Source organism: Terriglobus sp. 2YAB30_2 (assembly GCF_052114765.1).
Lineage (GTDB): Bacteria > Acidobacteriota > Terriglobia > Terriglobales > Acidobacteriaceae > Terriglobus.
Genome location: NZ_JBFRFJ010000004.1, coordinates 277,454 through 299,302, shown reverse-complemented (window position 1 = coordinate 299,302; position 21,849 = coordinate 277,454). Strand labels below are relative to the sequence as shown.

The window sequence follows — 21,849 nt, the reverse complement described above, 5'->3', positions numbered from 1 at the left end:
GACGCCGGAGCGGCAGACCGCATCCAACGGAGTGACCGTCATGAACGAGGCACGACCCCCTGTGAAGAAGGCTGGCAGCGCAAACGATCCGCTTTGGTACAAAGACGCCATCATCTATGAGTTACACGTTAAGGCGTTCTGTGACTCGAACAATGATGGCATCGGTGATTTCCCGGGCCTTGTCTCCAAGCTCGACTATCTGCAGGACCTCGGTATTACCTGCATCTGGCTTTTGCCGTTCTTTCCCTCCCCGCTGCGGGACGACGGCTACGATATCGCCGACTATACCGCCGTCCATCCGGCCTACGGCACCCTGGAAGACTTCAAGCTCTTCCTGACAGAGGCCCACCGGCGCGGCATCCAGGTGCTGATCGAGCTCGTCATCAATCACACCAGCGACGAGCATCCGTGGTTCCAGCGCGCACGTAAGGCTCCGGAGGGTTCCACGGAACGTGACTTCTATGTCTGGTCACACACCGACAAAAAGTACCCCGGCGTACCGATCATCTTCAAGGACACAGAGAAGTCCAACTGGACCTGGGACGACGAGGTGGGCATGTTCTACTGGCACCGCTTCTTCCACCACCAGCCGGACCTCAATTTTGACAATCCGCTCGTCTTCGATGAAGTGGTCAAAGCGATGCGTTTCTGGCTCGATCTCGGAGTAGACGGCTTCCGCCTGGATGCCATTCCCTACCTCGTTGAACGCGAGGGCACCCGTTGCGATGCATTGCCCGAGACCCACGCCATCATCAAGGAGATCCGCGCCATCATCGACAACGAGTACACCAACCGGTTTCTGCTGGCGGAAGCCAACCAGTGGCCCGATGATGTGCGTCCCTTCTACGGCGATGGCGACGAATGCCACATGTGCTTCCACTTTCCCCTGATGCCGCGCATCTACATGGCGCTAAGGCAGGAGGACAGGCTTCCCATTACCGACATCATGACGCGCACGCCTCCTATTCCGGACAACTGCCAGTGGGCCCTGTTTCTGCGCAATCACGATGAGCTGACGCTGGAGATGGTGACGGACGATGAGCGCGACTACATGTACCTGGCCTACTCGGCTGACCCGCGCATGCGCATCAATGTGGGCATTCGCCGCCGCCTGGCGCCACTGGTCGACAACAACCGCCGCCGCATCGAGCTATTGAACTCGATCCTGCTTTCGTTTCCGGGGACACCCATCATCTACTACGGGGACGAGCTCGGCATGGGTGACAACATCTACCTGGGCGACCGCAATGGTGTACGCACTCCGATGCAGTGGTCGGGAGACCGCAATGCCGGCTTTTCCCGCGCGAATCCGGAGAAGCTCTATTCGCCCGTGATCATGGACCCGGTGTGGGGTTACCAGACCATCAATGTGGAGGCCCAGCAGACGGACACCTCTTCCCTGTTGCACTGGACCCGCAACATGGTGGCTCTGCGTAAGCTCTTCCAGGTCTTTGGCCGGGGGGCGCTCGAATTCCTTACCCCGGATAACCGCAAGGTGCTGGCCTATATCCGGGAGTATGATGGCGAGCGCATAGTATGCGTCGCCAACCTGTCGCGTTTCGCGCAGCCGGTCTCTCTGGATCTGTCACGCTTTGTCGGCCTGATGCCGGTGGAGATGCTGGGGTACGTTCCTTTCCCCCTCATTACGGATGCTCCATACCGGCTGACTCTGGCGCCATACAGCTTTTTCTGGCTGGAGCTGCAGCCGGCCCCTCCGCAGCTGGATAGGATGACGCAACAGCAGCACCAGGAACCGGCCCGGGATCTGCTGCTAATGACCGAGCCGATGGGGCATCCCGTAGAAGAAGTGCCGGGACCTCCCGAAACAGGTAACGATCCGGGCAGTGTCAGCAACTAAACTTGCTTGAGAGCACGATGTCTACGACCGCCGCCCCTCAACCTTCGACCAGCCCATCCCAGGCAACCACGCCTGCACTTCTGCTTGCACTGCCGCCGCTTGATGCCGAGCAGTTACGTGCCACCTTCAGCCATCTGCGGCCTGTCCTCGCCGGCCTGCCGGTACTTGTTGCGTATCCCGGTCACGAAGAATCTATCGACCTTCCGTTTTCGACGGTTGCCGTCACTCCCCCTGCGGCTATTCCTCCCGCACGCTGGATCCACACCGCCGCGGAGTATCTCAACGCCTACAAGATGATGAGCGAGTATCAGGCTCCGCGCTGCCTCATGCTGGCCTCGGGCTCGTGGACACTGGCGCCGCAGAATTTGCGGGCCATGGTCACCGCTGCCATCGAAAACAACATTGATCTGGTGCTTCCGCGCTACACGACCTCACCCTATGACGGCCTGGTGACCAGCACCATCCTGGCCCCGGTCACGCGGGCGCTCTTCTCCATCAAGGTGCACACGCCGCAGCCGCTCGATTTTGCATTCTCCCTGCGGATGGGCGAACGGCTGGCGGCGACGGCACAGCGATTCACCGCCGCCAATCAGAATGACGCTCTGCTGTGGCCTGTCGGTGAAGCCGCGACCGCCGGCTTCAATGCGCAGGAAGTCGCGATGGACACGCGATCGTTCCCAGTTCCCGAGGTCACCGACCTGACCCAGTTGCTCACCATGGTGGCGGGTTCGCTCTTCTCCGACGTAGAGAGCCGCGCCACCTACTGGCAGCGCGCGCGAACGCAGGCAACCGTGGTCGGGAGCGAGCCTCTGGTCTTCAGTGCAGAGCCGCCCAAGCCTGACGTCACCACCATGATTGAGACCTTCCGCATCGGCTACAAGAACCTCTCGGAGATCTGGTCGCTCGTGCTGCCGCCGAACTCCCTGCTTGGCCTGAAGAAACTGTCGATCCTGGAAGAGCAGCACTTCGTCATGCCCGATGCACTCTGGGTCCGCATAGTGTATGACTTCCTGCTGGCCTGGAGGCTGCGCACCATCAATCGCGCGCATCTGCTGGGCGCTTTGACGCCGCTATATCTGGCATGGGTAGCGAGCTACATTCTGGGTGAACGGAAAGAGGCCCATATCGAAGCCTTAGCTGCGGCCTTCGATTCCGATAAGCCCTATCTGGTCTCGCGCTGGCGCTGGCCCGACCGCTTCAATCCATAACCAACGTTTTCTGCTGAGATAAGAGTTACCGAAAGGAGACCAACGCGATGTGGCAACAGATTCAAGAGGCCCTCTCCGGCTCCGCCCACCGTGTTCTGTCGCGGCTGGCCAGCCTGCTACCCGGTCTGCTGGCGTTGATGCTGGCGATCCTGATCTGCACCCTGATCGGCGCGGCACTGGCATGGGTAGTACGCCGCATCCTCATGGCGATCAAGTTTGACGAACGCATCAGCACCGGGGCGCCCACCAGCGTCTCGGACTTCGCTCCAAGGCGATCCGCAACCCTGCTGATCTCACGCATCGTGCTGTGGGGATTCGTCGTGCTCGGCTGCATCATCGGCATCTCCACGCTCGACGTCTCGGCCGACTCGAAAGATCAGATGACGGTCTTTTTCCTGCCCTACGTCACCCACTCCGTAGGCGCAATCGTCATCTTCCTGATCGGCAACCTCGCCGCACGCTTCCTGGCGCGAACGGTGCTCATCGGCGCGGTGAATATGAGGCTGCAGTACGCCCGCTTCCTTTCGCTCGGCATCAAGTGGCTGGTACTGGTGCTCACCGCCGCCATGATCCTGGACCACCTGCAGATCGGCGGCAATATCATCGAGCTGGCCTTCGGCATTTTGTTCGGCGGTATCGTACTGACGATGGCGCTAGCCATTGGCCTGGGATCGCGCGATATGGTCTCACGGTCGCTCGAAAAGACGGGTCCGCAGGATTCGTTTATCCCAACGCCGCCGCCACAGGAGAGACCACAGGTACGGCATTTTTAGCTACCCAATCACTGGGTGCCCCATCCATCGCAACGCGATGGGTGGGATGTTCGAACAGCTTGGCTCACCACAAGACAAAGCGGTTCGAGCTTCGCTCGAATGTCCCACTCACGCTACGCGTGAATGGGGCACCCAGAGTATGGGTTCCGAATCTAATCAGCCTCAGCGCCAGTCGTCGCGGACGGACTGCTGCTCTTCCATCACCTTGTCGAAGTCGTCTGCCTTCTTGATCATGATGTCGCCGAAGGCTTCTCCCTGGCGAAGCAGCACAGCCTGAAGGCGCACCAACTCCAGCATCGCGAGGAACATGCAGATGAGCGCGCGCTGCGAATGGGTGTTCAGCAGCAGCTTGCGCAGTGAGACTGGACGGTCTTCCATCACCATGCGGCGCTTCACATAGTCGATCATCTGCGCCACGGTCACGGACTCCTCATCCACGTTCAGCACCGGGCGCTTCTTCATGCGGTCCAGGATCTCCTGGAAGACGCGCACCAGATCGACCGTGTCGGCCGCGATCTCGCGGTCACCCTCGGTGATCTGCTTGAAGTCGCGCAGACCCGGATTGCTCCAGACAGCCTCTTCGATCTGCTGCTTCTGCAGCAGCATCTGCGCCGCGGCCTTGAACTTCTCGTGCTCCAGCAGGCGTTCGACCAGCTCGCGGCGGGGATCTTCAGCTTCGCCGGCAGCAACCTCAGCAACCTCGCGCGGCAACAGCATCTTGCTCTTGATGTGGATCAGCAGCGAGGCCATGTAGATGAACTCGCCGGCGGCATCCACATCGGTCTGCTTGATGTGCTCGCAGTAGGCCAGGAACTGCTGGGTGATCTTTGCGATCGGGATGTCGTAGATATCGATGGACTGTTTGCGGATAAGGTCCAGAAGCAGGTCCAGCGGCCCCTCGTAGACCTGCCCGACAAGGATGGAGAATGGGGACTGCGACGCCTCTTCCTTCGCGGGGTCAGGACGCTTGGGGTCCACCTTCGCGGGAGTGGCGGCGGGCTCCGCCACAGTCTGGACTGCGGCTTGGGCTGGGGTCTCGGCCGCAGGAGCCTGCGTTGCCTCGGTGATGATCTCTTCCGGCATTCGTTTTTATTTTAGGATGTCGCCCATGGCGGAAAAAGTGGGGGAAATCCCCCCCTTTTCTTTTCTGGTGTTACCGGCGGCGCCGGCCCCCAGAACGGTTGCCAGAACGGTTGCCAGTGGTACGGTTGGCCGGACGCTTGCGACGGCCGCCTCCACCATTATTCCCGCTTGGGGCAGGCGCTGCAGCGCCATCGCTCTTCCAGCTACGGTTCTCCAGGGCCAACAGAGCATCGATGTTGCCAAGGTCCAGGTTTCCCAGGTCGACCGGCTTATTGCGCTCTTCTTTTTCGAGCGCCTTATGATCGGCCTCGATCCAGTTGAAGGCAAATCCCAGCTCCCGCTCCAGCTTTTTGGCCTCATGGCGCTCCTGCGGCATCACGTAGGTCGTCGCGGTACCGGTTGCGCCGGCTCGTCCGGTCCGGCCGATGCGGTGCACGAAGTCGTCAGAGGCGTTGGGCAGGTCGTAGTTCACAACGTGCGCAATGTGGGAGATGTCGATACCGCGAGCCGCAACGTCGGTCGCCACCAGGACGCGGTGATTGCCATCGGAGAAGCTCTTCAGGGCGGCGGTGCGCTGCGACTGCGAGCGGTCGCCATGAATCACCGTGGCGTCGTGTCCCAGCTTCTGCAATTTGCGTGAGATCCGATCGGCCCCGTGCTTGGTGCGCGAGAAGACAAGGAAGCTGCCCTCGTGCTCGTTCAGCTCCTGGTCCAGCAGCGCCTGCTTCTGGTCCTGCATGACGACAATGGCCCGCAGTGTGACACGGTCGGTTGGCTTGCTAGTGGTGCCGATCTTGATGCGCACCGGCTGCTTCACGTAGTCCGACAGAACGTGCTCGATATTGGCATCCAGCGTGGCCGAGTAGCACATGGTCTGACGCTGACGCGGAAGCGCGCCGACGATGCGGCGAATCGAGGGAAGGAAGCCCATGTCGAGCATGCGGTCGACCTCATCGAGCACCAGCATCTCAACGTGCTTCAGGCTGACTTCGCCGCGCTTGAGAAAGTCTTCCAGCCGTCCCGGAGTTGCGACCACCAGGCGCGGACCGCGGCGAAGCTGATCAAGCTGCTGGCCTTCGCTCAGGCCGCCGACGACCAGGACGGAGTCCTTCTTGGCGGCGGGCTCGATCTTCGCGTAGCTGTCGATTACCTGCATCGCAAGCTCACGCGTAGGCAGCAGAATCAGCGCACGCACCGGCTTTTTCACGTTGGCCGTGGAAACCTGTGTCTCCATGCGGTGAATCAGGGGAATCAGAAAGCTGAGCGTCTTTCCGGTGCCGGTGGCCGCGGTGGCGAGTACATCTTTGCCCTCCAGAGCCGGAGGGACAGCGCCCGCCTGTACCGGCGTGGGAGTAGTAAATTTGGCTGCATCCAGGCGCTGCTTCAGCTCCGGCGAGATCGCGAAGTCAGAGAAGTGCACCTTGGGCGTGGATTCAGTGGAATGTTTTGTCGTCAAAAAGAATGTCCTTTACGGGTATGGTTTCTACAACGCAGCGGCGGCGCGTTTGCGTCGACCGGTAGAGCAGCACTGCGTTTTACGTAAGAAACCCATCGTCCGCGGGACGCGTGCTGTGCAACATGGCGAGGAAAGCGATCTGCCTTCCATCCAAGCCAGAGTAAGAACTGCGCTACAGCTCCGGTTGTGCTGGTCTCTGGCCACGCCACCCTGCGGCGGCGCTCCCCATCCACAACCTCTGCTTCAAGCGTATCACGCGCGGCGCCCTAACTAATTGTGGCCATTCTGCCTCCTCGAGCATCAGAAGCTCTGAATAGAAGAAAGGACATAAGCGAGGTCCGCATGAAGCAAGTCCTGCGGTTTTTTGCCCTGGCCGCTTTAGGATGGATGAGTACAGCCGCCCTGGCAGGCGAGAAGTACCACATCAACACCCATCCAATTCCAGACAATACCGTGCTTCGCGGTGTACGTGTGATTGATGGCACAGGCGCCGCCCCCATGGAGGACATGGCGATTGTCATCCACAAAAAGAAGATCGTTGCGGTAGGTCCGAATGCGCAGATCAGGACTCCCAGACATGCGGAGGAGCTGAACTGGAACGGTAAGACAGTGATTCCCGGCCTCATCGACGGCCATGCCCACCTTGGCCTGGTGCTGCACGACAAGGCCGAAGGCTCGGCTGACGCCTACACCGAGGCCAATGTCGTGGGCGAGCTCTATCTGTACCAGCGCTACGGCGTCACCACTGTCAATTCTCTTGGCCTGAATCCTGACCTGGTTTATGACCTGCGCAAGCGTCAGCGGCAGGGCCTCATCGGTGGCTCTCGTCTGCTCACAGCCGGCCGCGGCATTGCAATTGAAGGCGGAGCTCCTCCCCTGACGGTGAAAGACGATGCCATCTATCGCGTCAAGAATCCTGAAGAGGCGCGCGAGGCTGTGCGCGCTATGGCGAAGCAGAAGGTAGACGTTATCAAGGTCTGGGTAGATTCGCTGCGCGGCTCACACCCCAGCATGAATCCCGCGATTTACAAGGCTGTCATTGATGAGGCTCACCAGCATCGGCTTCCCGTTGCGGCGCATGTTTATTACCTCGCCGATGCCAAGGATCTGGTTGCAAGCGGCGTGAATATTCTTGCCCACTCGGTGCGCGATGCCGGTATCGATCAGGAATTGATTGACGCGATGAAGGCCAAGGGAACCTGGTACATTCCAACGCTCGCAGCCGACGAATCAACCTTCACCTACCTCGACCATCCGGAATTTCTGGAAGGCACCTTTGTCCGTCTGGCCGCAGGCCCGGAGCTCTCAACCCGTCTTGCTGATACGGTCTACAAGGGCAAGATCGCTGCTGACCGTGGCACCACCATCAAGCGCCAGGATCTCGCCACCGCGATGCAGAATCTTCGCCGCGCTGCAGAGGCAGGTGTGAATATCGGCTTCGGTACCGATGCTGGAGCGCAGCCTGTACGCATTCCCGGCGTCAGCGAACATCGTGAGCTGCAACTGATGGTGCAGGCCGGACTCACTCCTATGCAGGCGATTACCATCGCCACTTCGAAATCAGCTGCCATGCTGCATCAGACAGATACCGGCGTCATCGCCGTTGGGAAGACCGCAGATCTCCTGGTGCTGGATGGCGATCCGCTCACGCAGATCGAAAACACCGAGAAGATTCTTGGCGTGTGGCACAACGGCCAGCGTGTCGGGGAACTGGCGACGCAGTGAAAACAACAAATACGTAACAAAGAAGAAGGGCCGGTATCTACCGGCCCTTCTTTTCTATTCGATGCTTGACTTGGGGGAGGCTGACGCTCAGATGTGACAGGCGACCATGCCGCGCTTTTCGAGATATTTCTGGTGGTACTCCTCGGCTTTCCAGAAAGTCTGCGCCGGCTCAACGGACGTCACGATGGAGCGTGAGTAGGATCCCGAGGCGGACAGGTCGGCGATCTTCGCCTGCGCTGCGTTGGCCTGCTGCTCGGAGTGGGTGAAGATGACTGAACGGTACTGAGTACCCCAGTCTGGTCCCTGGCGATTCAACTGCGTTGGGTCGTGCAAGGAAAAAAAGGCATCGAGCAGGCGATCGTAGCTGATACGGCTTGGGTCGAAGGTGACCTGAACCACTTCGGCATGACCTGTCCGGTCCGTGCAGACCTCTTTATACGTTGGATGCTCAAGGGCGCCGCCCTCATAGCCGACTGCTGTTTCTAACACACCGGAGAGCTCGTCGAAGCGTGTTTGCACGCCCCAGAAGCACCCGGCACCAAATGTTGCTTTTTCAATTGGCACTGCAGTGTTCCTTTCTACAACTACGAACACGAATAAGATGCCAGCCGAGTATGGTTTGTCATCAACAATCTGATGAAAAATCGAAAGATAGTAACCGGTAGTGCCAGTGTTAACAACAGGTTGCGAGTTGTATGCACACGGGTGTACTCTGCCGGTCACCGGGGCTGCGCTGGACGTTAAAGACGTCCCGCTCTAAAACAATCGGCCGATTTTGAAGACGCTTTAGCCCGAAGTTTTGGTCACATCGAAAACACAAAAAAAGGATTTGTAGCGACCTAGGATGGTCGCTACAAATCGGTCTGCGTCGATTGTGTTTTGTTACAGATTTTGGGAATTTCTAACCGACCCTAACGTTGTGAGGGTCGGGCCCCCGGCGTCCTCCGGGATAGGGCCCGAACTGGCGATTTGTTCCAGCGATTCGACGAAGGGTTAGCGCGAACGGCGTCTGGGGCCTGCAGGCTTGAAGCTGGACTTCGCTCCAGGCTTGCGCTTCGGCTTGGCTGGTTCCTTCAGCTTGGCAGCCTCCGGGAGCACCTTCTTGCGTTCCACCTTACGGCCCTGGCTGGCACGCCCGAGAGCAGTGACTTCACCTGGTGTCAGCTCCCGGAACTCACCCGGCTCCACATCCAGCACCAGGCCACCGTAGGCGATACGGCGGATCTTTTCGACGTGATGGCCTATCTCCTCAAACATCTTGCGGAGCTGCCGGTTCCGTCCTTCGGTCAGGGTGACCGAGTACCAGGGATTCTCGCCACCGCGCGTCAGCGCGATCTCAGCCGGCTGTGTCAGCACACGGTTGCGGCGATCGCCCTCCTGCAGGCGGCCGCGCTCGATCATGATGCCGCCGCGAAGCTGGTGCAGCGCCTGCTCGCTGGGCTGGCCGGAGATCTTCACCAGATAGGTTTTAGCCACACCACTGGAGGCCTTGGAGAGCGCATTCGCCAGTTCACCATCGTTGGTAAGAATCAGCAGGCCCTCAGAAAGGTAATCCAGACGACCGACTGGATATAACCGTTCTCGCGGAGCCTTTGGCGACTTGGCGAAAAGCTCCATGATCGTCGGCCGGCCCTCAGGATCAGAGAGCGTGGTGACATAGCCGCGCGGCTTGTTCAGAACAAAGTAGCGGTGGCGCTCCGGACCGTGCAGCAGCTTACCGTCGACACGGATGTGGTCGCGCTCGGGATCGGCCTTGGTGCCAAGTTCGGTGACAATTTCGCCGTTCAGAGTGACACGGCCGGTAAGGATCAACTCTTCCGCGGCGCGCCGTGAGGCGAGACCAGCCTGGGCAATGATCTTCTGGAGACGTACGGGCTCGCTCATATCCCCTCTATTATCGCCTGTCAGGACAAAAAGAAAGGAATTACGACTTCGATCGAGTTACGCAGTCTCGATGCCCGCGGCGCTCGCCTTCTCCTCAGCCTCGACATCCTCAGGCGCAACGGTAGAGGCCGAGGCTGCTTCTGCTTCAGCAACTTCCGGGGTCTCCCCTGCCTGCGGCTCTACGTCCGCGCCATTGGTTTTGCCTGCCGGCTGGGAGTCCTCTACGGATTCACCGCTGCCATCCGCCTGCGGTTCAGGCGTCGGGGTCTCCTGCGTTTCTTCGCCCGCTCCCTGGGGCTCAACGTCGGGATTCGGCGCGCCTTCCGGGTTCGGATTGATGTCCATCGGCAGATCCTCCTGCTCGGCGAGTTCGCCGGCCATCTTCTCGAACTCTTCGATGCTGGGAAGCTCGGAGGTGTCTTTCAGGCCGAAGCGGAGCAGGAACTCCTTGGTGGTCTTGTAGAGGATGGGACGTCCGATTACCTGCTTGCGGCCGGCTGTGGTGATGAGCTTGCGGGTCATCAGGCCGCCGAGTACGCCGGCGGAGTCAACTCCTCTGATTTCAGAGACTTCTGCGGCCGTGACAGGCTGCTTGTACGCGATCACCGCCAGCGTCTCAAGAGCGGGAAGGGAGAGCTTAAGAGCCGGCTTCAGGCTCTTGGCGAAGTCGCGGATCACGTCGTGGTATTCCGGCCGCGTGGACATACGGAACCCGGAAGCGACCTCAGTGATGTACACGCCACGATCTTCGTAGTTCTCCATCAGGGCGGCGATCTCGGCCTTCAGGAAGTCGCGCAGACGGCGCTCACGCTGCTGGGCAAGCTTCTTTTCATCGACCAACAGGGGCTCGCTCTCGGCAACAGCGGGCTCAGCCGGGGCTGCCGGTGCCGTCTCCGCGGCTACCTCAGCTTTGGCCCCTTCCTGTGCCTCCTGTGCCTCGCCCTCTTCTGCCGGTGCGGGCGTTTCGGCTGCGGAAACGCTCTCCGCATCCTGCGGAGCGGCCTCTACAGCTTCAGGAGCATTCTCCGGGACTGCCTCTCCCTCCACCGGCGCGGACGCTTCGCTGGGTTCAGCGGTCTCCTCGGCCATGGGGAGCTCAGGCTGCGCCGCAGCGGCGTCCTGCTCTGCCAGTTCCTGTTCGAGGTCGGGGCCGAGGAGAGTGATCAACTGGGCGAGCGTAACGGGCTCTTCCGCAGCGTAGATGATGGCTTCGATCTTGGCTTTAAGGCTCATTCCTGTCCGTGACAGTGTAAATGGCGGGATTGAGTGGATTTCTTGGTCTTTATTTTCCGTTTCCAGCTACGTCCCAGCCCAACTTAGCTGACGAGTGCCGGAATACTGGTATATCAAAGCTTGGTCGCCTAGAGCGTTTGCGCGAGAGCGGTCATCAGGTCGTCTGCATCCTCAATCCCGAGCGACAGGCGAAGCAGGTCGTCCGGAATCGAGCGGTCGTGTTCGGCGGGAACACTGGCGTGCGACATCGCCGCCGGAATGCTGATGGTCGAATTCACCGAGCCAAAGCTCACGGCGATCTTGAGCAGGTCAGTTTGCTCGGCGATGCGCTTTGCCGCGGCACGCGAGCCGGCACGGAAGGTCAGCAACGAGCCCGGACCGTTCGCCTGGCGCCGCTGCAGCTCGTAGCCGGGATGCGACGGCAGCCCCGGATAGTTCACCTCGGCCACACGCGGATGCGCCGCGAGAAACTCCGCCACCTTATGCGCATTCGCCTGCTGCGCGTCGATCCGCAGCTTCAATGTCTTAAGACCCCGCAGCACCAGGTAGCAGTCGAACGGTCCAAGAGCCGTGCCCTCTGCGTTCTGCAGGAAATAGATCTCCTGCGCGAGCTTCTCGTCTTTCACGACGATGACGCCCCCGGTGACATCCGAGTGCCCGCAAAGGAACTTCGTGGCTGAATGCAGAACAATATCGGCGCCCAGCGTGAGCGGGTTCTGCAGGTACGGCGACATCACCGAGCTGTCAACGCAAACCGGGGCTCCGTGGCGGTGGGCCACCTCAGCAATGGCGGCGAGGTCCAGAATGCGTAGTAGCGGATTGGTGGGCGTCTCGAGATAGACAAGCTTCGTCTTCGGCGTAATCGCCCGATCCAGTGCGGCGAGATCCTGCGCATCGACAAACTTCACGCTCAAGCCGGCGCGGCCAATCACCTTGCCGAAGAGACGGGATGCTCCGCCGTAGAGATCGTAGTCGGCGACGATCTCATCGCCGGCGGAAAGGAGATGCGTGACCGTGGCGATCGCAGCCATGCCGCTGGCGAAGGCGAAACCGCGCGTTCCCTGCTCGAGCGCCGCCATCTGGTCTTCCAGCACCTTGCGGGTGGGATTGCCGGAGCGCGAGTAATCGAACTTCCCGAAGGCGTCCGCTTCCTCCTGCGCAAAGGTGGCCGTCTGGTAGATCGGTGTCGCCGAAGGGCGTAGTGGGTCGCCGGGAGCGGCATCAAACTGAACCAGCCGCGTCCCGAACTTCACGCCTTGCTCCCGAAGACCGCGGCGAAGGCCTGCTCGAAGTCAGCAATAAGATCCTTCGGAGCTTCAAGACCGACCGAGAGACGGATCAGGCGATCGGAGATTCCCAGCGCCTCGCGTGCTTCACGCGTGAGGTCGCAGTGCGATGCCGTAGCCGGATTGGTCGCCAGCGTCTCCACCGAACCGAGGCTCTCGGCGCAGGTGCAGAGCTTGAGGGCGTTCATGAAACGCAGCGAATCTTCCGTGCTGGCGTCGAGCTCAAAGCTCAACATGCCGCCGAAATCGCTCTGCTGCGACGCAGCCAACGCCTTCTGCGGGAAGGAGTCGAGGCCCGGATAGTTCACCTTCGCCACACGCGGATGCGCTTCGAGCCACGCAGCAATTTGCTTTGCGTGGTTGCAGTGCACGTTCAGACGAGCGGGCAGCGTCTTGATGCCCTGCAACGCCAGCCACGAATCGAAGGGCGTCTGGATCGAACCGATGGTCTTGCGTACCAGACGCAGTCGCTCTACCAGCTTTTCATCGTTGGTAGCTAGCGATCCGCCGATGGTAGCGTTGTGGCCGTCGATATACTTCGTCGTCGAGAGCATGGAGACATCCGCACCCAGCGTGAGGCAGTCCTGCAACAGCGGCGTGAGGAAGGTATTGTCCACAGCAACGAGGATGTTCTCGTGCTTATGCGCGACCGCGGAGACACCGCGGATATCGGAGATCTTCAGCGTGGGGTTCGCCGGGGACTCCAGGAAGACCAGCCGTGTGTTCGGCTTGATGGCGGCTTCTACCGGAGCAGCGCTGGAGGTATCGACGTAGCTGTACTCGATACCAAAGTTGCCCAGCACCTGGTGGAACAGGCGCATGGTGCCGCCGTAGATCACATCCGAGAGAATGACGTGATCGCCCGCCTTGAGGATTGCCATACACAGCGTGTGGATGGCTGACATACCAGACCGGAAACAGAGTGCAGTGGCCGTGTTCTCAATCGCGGCAATGGCCTGCTCCAACGCATTCACCGTGGGGTTGGCGCCACGCGAGTAGCCGTATCCCTTGGTAACGCCGACACTCTCATGGATATAGGTCGCCGTCTGGTGAATGGGAAAAAGAATGGAGTTGGACTGCATCTCGTAGGAGCGATTGGAGTGAATAACGAGTGTAGATGGATCGAAATCTGGACGTTCTGACACGGTATGCTCCCTATGTTGATTGAAGCACAACTAGCTTGACTGAGGGTGTAGGGCGGGTTGGATGGGGAAAGACGAGGGGTAAAGGTGTGGTTGCGAGGATTGGATGGCGGTGAAAGTAAAGCGGTTCGCGCGTACCGCGAATCTCCCACCCATCGCGATGCGATGGATGGGGTGCCCGGATTTGTGGCACTCAAACAGAAGGAAAGGCCGGCGAGAACCGCCGGCCTTTCCAACTAGCATCCAGGAACTAGCAACCAGCAACTATTTTGCTGGGCACATATTCGCTCCCGTGGTCAGCTTCTCGAACGGAGCTGCAATCTCCGCCACTGACCGCAGATGCCCGTTGGTCATAACGCATTGCACATTGGTGACGTCGCTGATGTTCGTCAGTGGGTCGCCATCGACGATGATGAGGTCGGCGAGCTTGCCCTTCTCCAGCGTGCCCAGGTCCTTGTCCAGCAATGCGGCCTTCGCCGCGATGCTGGTCACCGTCTCCAGTGCCTGCCAGGGTTGCAACCCATACTTCACCTGGCTGCGCAGGTTCAGATGCAATGAGGTGGAAGGCAGGTCCAACGGTGAGTCGGTTCCACCGATGTACAGACCTTTGCGATCGAGCACGCCCTTTACCGTGGATTCCTCGCGCATGACGCGGTCTTCGCTGGCTGTCGAAGGATTCTTCACCGCGGCGTTGCGCCCGTTGACCAGGCGGTTCTTCTCCCACGGTGGAGCGATGTTGTAACGGCTGTCATCTGCCATCGCCGGCCAGTTGCCGATGATGCTCTGGTTGAGCAGCGTGGAGATCGTCCACATGCCGGACTCGGCCTCGAGCTGCTGCACATCCGAATAGCTGAAGCCCGTCAGAGAACGGGAGTACGCCCATCCTGTACGGGCCGTTGCCGAGACGTGGCTCATACCGTCATTGCCGATAGCCACCGCAGGCAGCAGATAGTGCGACGCCGTCTGCACACCCATGACGTTATGCGCGAACTCATCGCCCTTCTTCATCCAGCTATAGGGCAGGCGCACATAGAGCTTGAGGAAGTCGAAGTCCAAGGCATGCAGACGCTGAAACTCGCGCTGCAACTGGGCCTCGCTGGTGGTGGCGATCATCATCGGGTAGTAGACGCGTTCGCCATCAACAGCCTCGCCGGTGGCGAAGAGACGCGGACCGACGGCAGCGCCGGAGACGAAGGCTTCTTTCTCCTCGACAGCGCGATAGGCGTTATCCGCCATGTCGCGCAGCGTGGTGATGCCGTAGGCCATCCACAGGCGGCCCATGCGGTCACCGTAGTAGATGGAATTGTCAGAGTTTGGGTGCGAGTGGTTCTCCCACAGGCCCGGTAGCACCGTCGAATTCGTAGCCTCGATCACCTTCGCGCCCGCAGGCACAGGCGTTGCCCCATGCGGTGTAACAGAGATCACACGGTTGCCGGTCACCACAACATCCACGTCCGTCTGGACATCGGGTCCACTGCCCTTCCAGAACTTGCCCGCATGAATCACGGTCGAGCCCGCGGGCTGTTCCGGTGTGTACTTCAGGCTTACCGTCACCGGCGTAATGGCTTTGGTCTTGCGGTCGATCAGCTTCAGCTTGCCATTGTTCAGATAGAGGAGCTTCGATCCGTCGCCGTTATAGGTGGGCGCATCGGTCACCTCATTGTTCAGCGGCTCAGCCTTGCCTGCCGGGACACCGTTTTCATCCACAGGCATGGTGTAGAGCACGTCGCTCATCACGAAGGCCATCTCCTTGCCGGTGGGCGAGTAGACAGGGCCGTCTTCCGTACGCGTTGTCACCGACTCAAACGGAGCCGGCTTGTGCCAGGTCTGCTTCTTCGTCGCGATATCGACCAGCAGGATGTCGCTGGTGCCTTCGCGGAAACGCTTGGTATAGGGATGAATGGTCGCAATGGCCAACGTCTTGCCATTGGCGGAGAAGCCGGCGCGGCCCGGGAAGAAGGTCGCCGGAGCAACAATCGAATCCTTGCCGGTCGCAATCTCCGTCAAATGCGTGGCTCCGGTCTGGTCCTGCGAGGTAAACCACTTGCAGTCCGGAGAGAGAGCGGGAAAGATCTGCGCCGTGGTCTTCGACGGCGAAGGATGCTTCTCTTCACCGGTCTTGGGATCGAGCAGGTAGACGTTCTCGACACCATCTTTGTCCGAGACATACGCGATCCACTTTCCGTCAGCTGACCACATCGGTCCTTGCTTGTAGAAGCTATCGTTGGTCAGCGCCTTCGGCACAGGATTGCCGATCGTCAGCAGATAGAGCTGATTCAGCGCGACAAACGCGACCTGTTTGCCATCCGGCGAGAGCGCCGGACCGTAAAGGCCGAGCGCCTGGCGAGGCAGCTTCGAATCAAAGCGATAGTCCTTCGACTTGAAGATGGGCCGGATGGACTTAATATCGGCCGTGAACGGAATCTCCGTCTCTGTCTTGGCGGAGAGGTCAGCCTTCACCAGCTTGCCGTTGGTGGTGTACAGCAACGACGTCGGCGACATCCACGCGGCCTCAAACGGAAATGCGTCATCGTACTTGCTGGAGATGGGCTTGCCATCGACGATCAGCTTCGACGGGAAGAGCGTCTGTCCCGCGCCGGAAAAGTAGACATACGCCAGCTTGCCGTCAGACGAGACCGAGGGCGAGTCGATGCGGCCTGTCTTCACCTCAACCAGCGTCTTCTTCTCCAGCGTTGTGGGATCGATCTGGATCACCTGGCGGCCAGTCGCAACGCGCAGACCGGGAATCATCTCTTCATCAATAGCGGAGACGTAGACGATCTTGCCGTCCGGCGTCCATGCGGGCTCGTACTCATCGTTCGTTCCGCTGGTGATCTGCTTCGGCTCGCCGCCGTCGATGCCGACGGTCCAGATGTCGTAGGAGCCTTTGAAGTCACGATCGGAGGCAAAGGCAATCGTCTTGCCATCAGGAGAGATGCGGGGCTCGCGATCGTCGCCATGGCCGGAGGTGACCTGCTTCAGGCCGGTGCCGTCTGCATTCATCTTCCAGACGTGGAAGGTGCCGCCGGCATACGACTGGAAGACCACCGTCTTACCATCGGGCGCAAACCCCGGATACGCTGCCTCGTCCGTAGGCTGCGTCAGCTGCTTCGCCTTGCCTCCCTCAATGGGGAGAGAGAAAAGTATTCCCTGCAGATCAAGGATGACTGTCTTGCCATCGGGCGAGACAGTCGAGGCCATATTGGTGCCCTCGTGGATGGTGATGATTTTGGTCTTCGATGTAGAGGCGTCGGGTTTTCCAGCGACAGGTTTCGCGGCCTGGGAGAACGCCGGTACCGAGAGAAGCAGAGCAGCGGAGGCGAGAGCGGAGAGACGCATGAACCTTGAAAGCTCCTTCAACGGAAGAACGCAGTGCGTCCCATTGGGAACGCACTGCGTGGATTTATGTGAAGCGGAACCAGTTTAGAAGCTAATGCGGCCGATGAACTGAAGCTGACGCGGAGCGTACTCCAGGTAACCGCTGCCGCCGGCCGCCGTAGGCGTGCCGTAGGCCGAAGAGTTGGCGTTGGTGTTGTAGCTGTAGGGGTTGAAGTGATTGAAGAGGTTGAAGACCTCGACAGCGACGCTTGCCTTGATTTTTTCGCCGATAGGGAAGGCTTCCTGTAGACGGCTGTCGATGCGCTCGTAAGCACGGCCGCGGAAGGCGTTACGGGCCATCACCCAGTAACCGTAGTTGGCATCGTAAGAGAACTTCGACATGGGAGCGTAGACAGCGAGGCAAGGCGCGACAGCGCAGGTCGTGCCTGCCTGGATCGGCGTCGTGCCGGCTGCGACGGTACGGTTGAAGCTCGGGGTGCCGCCATTCGGTGATGCTGTTCCCGTGGCGGTCGCAAAGGCCAGGCCCGAGCCAAAGCGGAAGAGCGAGGAGAGCGAGAGACCGTACTTCCATTTGTACTCACCACTCAACGTAAGCGAGTGGCGCTGGTCATCCGTACCGTTACCCCACTCATCCTTGATACCGGAAGCAAAGGGCTTATTGGGATAGTAGAAGGGGCCTTCCGTCGAGTTCTTCGTACGCGCCCAGGTATAAGCGAGAGCGCCTGTGAACCCAGCGGTCACGGAGTGCTTGATGCCGAGCTGCAGGCCGTCATAGATGGAACCCGCTCCACCCGGCGTGAAGAACTGCGAGACCGAAGTGAAAGACTGGTTGCAGACCTGGCGGGTGCTGCTGCCATAGCTGGAGATGGTGTCCAGAGCCACTGAGCCGTTACCGCAGACGCGGGCCGTGCTGGACGCGAGCGTGCTGTTCGGGTTCAGGTTGCGCTGTGCATTCGTCGGATCGGCCAGGAAGTTGCCGTTGAGCCGGATCCAATCGTCGTACGCACGCGTGTGGACGAAGTCCATGTTGAGGATCGTTTTCCAGGGCAATTCACGCTGTACGCCGAAAGAGAGTTGCAGCGCGTAGGGCACCTTGGCGTCCTTGGCCAGCGGCTGTACCGCCTGCGTATACGCTGACGGGTTGGCCGCCGGGTTGCCGCCCTTGAACGGATCGGAGAAGTTGATCGGGTTTGCCGCCGTACCACTCACCGAAGCCTGGATCGTGGAGACTCCATTGAAGATTTGCTGGTCGATGATCTGGTTGGCGGAGATGTCGGCGAAGTAGAGACCTGCGCCGCCACGGATATTCGTCTTGCCGTTACCCATGGGATCCCAGGCAAAACCGATGCGCGGTGCGAAGTTGTTGTTGTCGTTCCCCTGCGGCACCAGCAGGCCATTGCTGAGCTTCGGCCCGCCGGTAAAGGCGCCTAAGTCGTTGTCGTAGCGGATACCGAGGTTCACCGTCAGGCGCGGAAGAATCTTCCAGTCATCCTGGAACCAGAAACCGTAGATGGAGCGAGGAACATCGACGGTGAAGTCGCCGAAGCCCTTGATAAAGGTCGCCGCACCGCCGCAGACCGAGTTGATCGCCGTGTAGTTCCAGCTTGAGGCGTCGGAGGCGCCGTTGGGGAACATGGCGTTGTACTGGGCCGCCGTGATGGAGGCGCTGCAGGGATTGATGCGGCCGCGCACGTTCTGCTGGAAGTAGCCACCGTGACCGGTGTAGATGTACTCGGCGCCGAACTTGACCGAGTGCTTGCCCTTTAGCCAGAAGACGTCGTCGCGGTAGTCCTGATTGTTCTGGGCGAAGATCTGCGGGTAGTTATAGGGGCCGCCGACCGTGATGTTGGAGAAGATGATCTCCATTGACTGGGTGTAGGGCAGGTTCTGCCATCCGAAATGGTGATATCCGCCATGCAGATCGTTCACCAGGTTGGGAGTGATATTCGAGTTCCAGTCGGCGACGAAGCCGTAGCTGGTGCGGGTTCCCTGGTAGGCGCGCGATGGATCGGCGTTACCGCTCACACCCAAATAGTCGCTCTTGTAGGTGAAGCCATCGCCACGGACAAAGATGCGGTTGGTCGCATTGATCTGGTAGTCACCGCGGCCAAGATACTCGTTCACGCGCAGTGTGTTCGGATGCGAGAAGGCGGCATTCGTGACCAGATTAGTGGTAGTGGCGGTATCGGGCTTGCGCTCACCCTCATAGGAGCCAAAGAACCAGAGCTTGTCTTTCTTGATGGGCCCACCCATGGTGCCACCGAACTGCTGATCGCTGAAGGGCAGCACTTTCTTGGCCACCGGATCGGGTGCATTCAGGGAGTCGTTGCGGAAGTAGCCGAAAAGGCCGCCGTGATAGGAATTCGATCCGGACTTCGACTGCGAGTTGACGTAGACGCCCGCCGAGCGGCCCAGTGTTGCGTCGAACCGGTTCGTGATGATCTGGAACTGTGAGATTGCATCCTGGGAGAAGCGCGGCTGACCGAAAGCAGCACCGGCAGTATCCTGCGAGACCTGCAGACCGTCCATCGTGATCATGAACTTACCCGACTCCGATGCGGAGCCAACGGGAACGTCCGAGGTAACGGCGTTGATCTTGATGCCTGGGACCAGCGTCGCCAAGGACATGTAGTTGCGGCCGTTGATCGGTACACCCTGAACCTCCTGCGGCGTTACGTTGCCAGCCACAACCGAGGAAGTGGTATCGATGGCGAGCGACTCGGCCTCGACAACGATCGAGGTTGTCGTGGATGCGATGGGAAGCTGCAGATCAAGCGTTACGAGCTGGCCGACAAGCAGCGTGACCGGCTTCTTTACCGGCGTAAAGCCGGAGGAGGAGGCGGTGATCTCGTAGTCAGCGGCGACCAGTGACGGGATCAGGTAGATACCCTCGGCGTTGGTCGTGGCGTGGAACGCAGCACCACCGACGCGAACAACCTCGACGGAGGCGCCGGAGATGGCCGCACCTTGTGTGTCCGTGATCTTTCCGGTGAAGCCAGTCTGCTGGGCACGGCCGACTACGGTGACCACGGAGAGTGCAACAAGAAGAAGCAGGGAGCGAAGGAATATCTTCATGCCAAGTGACCTCACAAAAACAAATTCAGATAGACAGGCCTCTGCCGCGATATCGATAACGGGAAATCGTCGAGCCGGGCCCTTATATGGGGTTCTTTATGTGCCTGTACTGCTGGGTGGCGGTGACTCAGGAGGCTGATCCGCCGGACAAGTGCAAAGGGGACGAACGGAGATCCATCCCCGGGAACAGCGCATTTTCGATCGTGTGTGAGAGCAGCGTAAAAGCGGATCGGCAGCTTGTCTAATCGAAAGATTTTCAGCCGTGATTGATAAAAGAAGAATTCATCTCTTATTGACAAGTGGGAAATACGAGGCAAAACTAAGACTCAACGCGACCACAAGCACGACAACCTGAGCAGCAATCTGGACTGGGAGAAGAGGGTTTTGGACTTTCGTATCCGGCAGTTGCAGTGTTTTCTCACCCTGGCCGAAGTGTTGAACTACGGTAAGACCGCGCGTTCGCTCTACATCAGCCAGCCGACACTGACCTTTCAGATCAAAGGTCTGGAGCACGCGCTCGGCGTGAGGCTGTTCGAGCGGACACGGCAGCACGTGCGCCTGACCGAAGCCGGTGCGGCCTTCCGCGAGTACGCCAAATCGATTCTGGACACGGTCGACGCCGCCCGCGATTGCCTGCAGTCCCTGGACTCGCGCCTGCGGCTGACCATCGCCTGCGGCCCGGTTGGACAGTTCGTCCTGCTGCCGAATGTGATCCGCATGCTTGCCGACGAATATCCGACCTTTGAGCTCGAGGTCTGTGACATGACCACCGAGCAGCAGATGGCCGCCCTGCCGGAAGGCAAGGTCGACGCCCTGCTGATGATGCCGGCGCTGCCGATTGAAGGCATCCATTTCGATCCCCTGCGGCAGGAGAAGATGATGGCTGTGGTCAGCTCTGAGAGCCAGTTGGCGCAGCAGAGCTCGGTCAGCGTGCAGGTCTTCCGTTCAACCCCGATCATCGCCTCGCGCCTGAAGGATTGCCGCTTCCATCAACCCGCGCTGCACAGCATGCTGGCCCCGTTCGGCATCACGCCAAAGTTCACGGAGAGCCCGCAGTCCTGCTCGGTGCAATTCGCCTACGCATCCGCTGGCGAAGGGATTGCCATTACGACCGAAGGTATCCGCACCTGCGTAGTGCCCGGAGTCACGATGCTTCCGATCGAAGAAGAACTGCCTCCGGTAACACTCGGACTTGCATTTCTGGAGAGCAACCTGTCGCCGGCAATGAAGATCTTCCGCAAAGTGGTACTGATAGCCAGCCGCAGACTGGCCGCCACGGCGCGTACGTCACGCCTGGCTCCCGTGGTGGTGAAGGAGTTCGCTTCACGGCGGGAGATGGCTGTTTAGGGCGTATCGACAGATCCAACGAGACCACGCACACGGTCTGTCCCAAATTCGTCGACACCCCAGGCTGCCAAAAAATCCGGCGGCGATGTAATCCCGTTCTGCGCCCCCTCGTCTCTCAGCTGCAGGGGGATTTTCGGGGACCTCTGAAAGCCTCCTGAGTGGGTGGTGTGTGGCCGTTCGTGGGGGACGAGCGGCCCTCCCGCCATACAGCACTACGGCATCTGTCCTCGCCTCTTCCCTCTTCATCCAACAACCCGTTTGTTGTTAGAGCATTTTCCCTGTTGCTGGGTATCCCGGGAGAGGAGTGCAGCGGCGTTTTCATTGCGGAAACGCCCATAGATGGGAAAGCCTTACATCACACCCACAGGGAAAATGCTCTACCGCATTTTCCCTGTTGCTGGGTATCCCGGGAGAGGAGTGCAGCGGCGTTTTCATTGCGG

At 59.9% G+C, this 21,849-nt stretch carries 13 protein-coding genes and 1 pseudogene; 5 read left to right on the top strand and 9 right to left on the bottom strand.

Annotated features, from left to right (window positions below; all coding sequences use genetic code 11):
- Window positions 1–61: 61 nt before the first annotated feature.
- The 3 genes and pseudogenes from treS to AB4Y89_RS08870 form a co-directional block, all read left to right on the top strand.
- Window positions 62–1,729 (top strand): annotated as a pseudogene (gene treS, locus AB4Y89_RS08880) (maltose alpha-D-glucosyltransferase); the annotation flags it as partial.
- A 146-nt stretch (window positions 1,730–1,875) separates the two neighbouring features.
- The gene (locus AB4Y89_RS08875) at window positions 1,876–3,066 is read left to right on the top strand and encodes a hypothetical protein (RefSeq protein ID WP_442300559.1); all 1,191 of its coding nucleotides are present in this window, start codon (window positions 1,876–1,878) and stop codon (window positions 3,064–3,066) included.
- Between the two features lie 47 nt (window positions 3,067–3,113).
- The gene (locus AB4Y89_RS08870) at window positions 3,114–3,839 is read left to right on the top strand and encodes a hypothetical protein (protein WP_442300558.1); all 726 of its coding nucleotides are present in this window, start codon (window positions 3,114–3,116) and stop codon (window positions 3,837–3,839) included.
- Between the two features lie 162 nt (window positions 3,840–4,001).
- Here the strand turns inward: AB4Y89_RS08870 and AB4Y89_RS08865 are convergent, their stop codons facing one another.
- Both AB4Y89_RS08865 and AB4Y89_RS08860 read right to left on the bottom strand, forming a co-directional pair.
- On the bottom strand, window positions 4,002–4,922 hold the full coding sequence (locus AB4Y89_RS08865) for a segregation and condensation protein A (protein WP_442300557.1): 921 nt from the start codon (window positions 4,920–4,922) through the stop codon (window positions 4,002–4,004).
- A 70-nt stretch (window positions 4,923–4,992) separates the two neighbouring features.
- Window positions 4,993–6,378 (bottom strand): DEAD/DEAH box helicase, encoded by a 1,386-nt coding sequence (locus tag AB4Y89_RS08860; RefSeq protein WP_442300556.1) that lies wholly within the window; start codon window positions 6,376–6,378, stop codon window positions 4,993–4,995.
- A 387-nt stretch (window positions 6,379–6,765) separates the two neighbouring features.
- Here AB4Y89_RS08860 and AB4Y89_RS08855 point away from each other — a divergent pair, with 387 nt between their 5' ends.
- Window positions 6,766–8,103: an amidohydrolase family protein gene (locus tag AB4Y89_RS08855; protein ID WP_442300555.1), complete on the top strand. Its 1,338-nt coding sequence runs from the start codon at window positions 6,766–6,768 to the stop codon at window positions 8,101–8,103.
- An 87-nt stretch (window positions 8,104–8,190) separates the two neighbouring features.
- Here the strand turns inward: AB4Y89_RS08855 and msrA are convergent, their stop codons facing one another.
- The 7 genes from msrA to AB4Y89_RS08820 form a co-directional block, all read right to left on the bottom strand.
- The gene (msrA, locus tag AB4Y89_RS08850; RefSeq protein WP_442300554.1) at window positions 8,191–8,667 is read right to left on the bottom strand and encodes a peptide-methionine (S)-S-oxide reductase MsrA; all 477 of its coding nucleotides are present in this window, start codon (window positions 8,665–8,667) and stop codon (window positions 8,191–8,193) included.
- A gap of 429 nt (window positions 8,668–9,096) precedes the next feature.
- Window positions 9,097–9,987: a pseudouridine synthase gene (locus AB4Y89_RS08845; protein ID WP_442300553.1), complete on the bottom strand. Its 891-nt coding sequence runs from the start codon at window positions 9,985–9,987 to the stop codon at window positions 9,097–9,099.
- A gap of 57 nt (window positions 9,988–10,044) precedes the next feature.
- The gene (scpB, locus tag AB4Y89_RS08840) at window positions 10,045–11,220 is read right to left on the bottom strand and encodes an SMC-Scp complex subunit ScpB (protein ID WP_442300552.1); all 1,176 of its coding nucleotides are present in this window, start codon (window positions 11,218–11,220) and stop codon (window positions 10,045–10,047) included.
- 128 nt (window positions 11,221–11,348) lie between these two features.
- Window positions 11,349–12,473, bottom strand: a complete 1,125-nt coding sequence (locus tag AB4Y89_RS08835) for a trans-sulfuration enzyme family protein (protein ID WP_442300551.1) — start codon at window positions 12,471–12,473, stop codon at window positions 11,349–11,351.
- Entirely contained in the window at window positions 12,470–13,651 is a 1,182-nt protein-coding gene (locus AB4Y89_RS08830) for a trans-sulfuration enzyme family protein (protein WP_442300550.1), read from the bottom strand. Before AB4Y89_RS08830 ends, AB4Y89_RS08835 begins: the two co-directional genes overlap by 4 nt.
- A gap of 261 nt (window positions 13,652–13,912) precedes the next feature.
- Entirely contained in the window at window positions 13,913–16,987 is a 3,075-nt protein-coding gene (locus AB4Y89_RS08825) for an amidohydrolase family protein (RefSeq protein ID WP_442300549.1), read from the bottom strand.
- A gap of 84 nt (window positions 16,988–17,071) precedes the next feature.
- Window positions 17,072–20,062 (bottom strand): carboxypeptidase regulatory-like domain-containing protein, encoded by a 2,991-nt coding sequence (locus AB4Y89_RS08820; RefSeq protein ID WP_442300548.1) that lies wholly within the window; start codon window positions 20,060–20,062, stop codon window positions 17,072–17,074.
- 384 nt (window positions 20,063–20,446) lie between these two features.
- Between AB4Y89_RS08820 and AB4Y89_RS08815 the strand changes: the two genes are divergently transcribed.
- Window positions 20,447–21,409 (top strand): LysR family transcriptional regulator, encoded by a 963-nt coding sequence (locus tag AB4Y89_RS08815; RefSeq protein ID WP_442300547.1) that lies wholly within the window; start codon window positions 20,447–20,449, stop codon window positions 21,407–21,409.
- Window positions 21,410–21,849: the final 440 nt, after the last annotated feature.

Bases quoted from the DNA above. Each gene is read 5' to 3' on its own strand.
- AB4Y89_RS08875 (WP_442300559.1), top strand. From the start codon at position 1,876: ATGTCTACGACCGCCGCCCCTCAACCTTCGACCAGCCCATCCCAGGCA.
- AB4Y89_RS08870 (WP_442300558.1), top strand. From the start codon at position 3,114: ATGTGGCAACAGATTCAAGAGGCCCTCTCCGGCTCCGCCCACCGTGTT.
- AB4Y89_RS08865 (WP_442300557.1), bottom strand. From the start codon at position 4,922: ATGCCGGAAGAGATCATCACCGAGGCAACGCAGGCTCCTGCGGCCGAG.
- AB4Y89_RS08855 (WP_442300555.1), top strand. From the start codon at position 6,766: ATGAGTACAGCCGCCCTGGCAGGCGAGAAGTACCACATCAACACCCAT.
- AB4Y89_RS08845 (WP_442300553.1), bottom strand. From the start codon at position 9,987: ATGAGCGAGCCCGTACGTCTCCAGAAGATCATTGCCCAGGCTGGTCTC.
- scpB (WP_442300552.1), bottom strand. From the start codon at position 11,220: ATGAGCCTTAAAGCCAAGATCGAAGCCATCATCTACGCTGCGGAAGAG.
- AB4Y89_RS08825 (WP_442300549.1), bottom strand. From the start codon at position 16,987: ATGCGTCTCTCCGCTCTCGCCTCCGCTGCTCTGCTTCTCTCGGTACCG.
- AB4Y89_RS08820 (WP_442300548.1), bottom strand. From the start codon at position 20,062: ATGAAGATATTCCTTCGCTCCCTGCTTCTTCTTGTTGCACTCTCCGTG.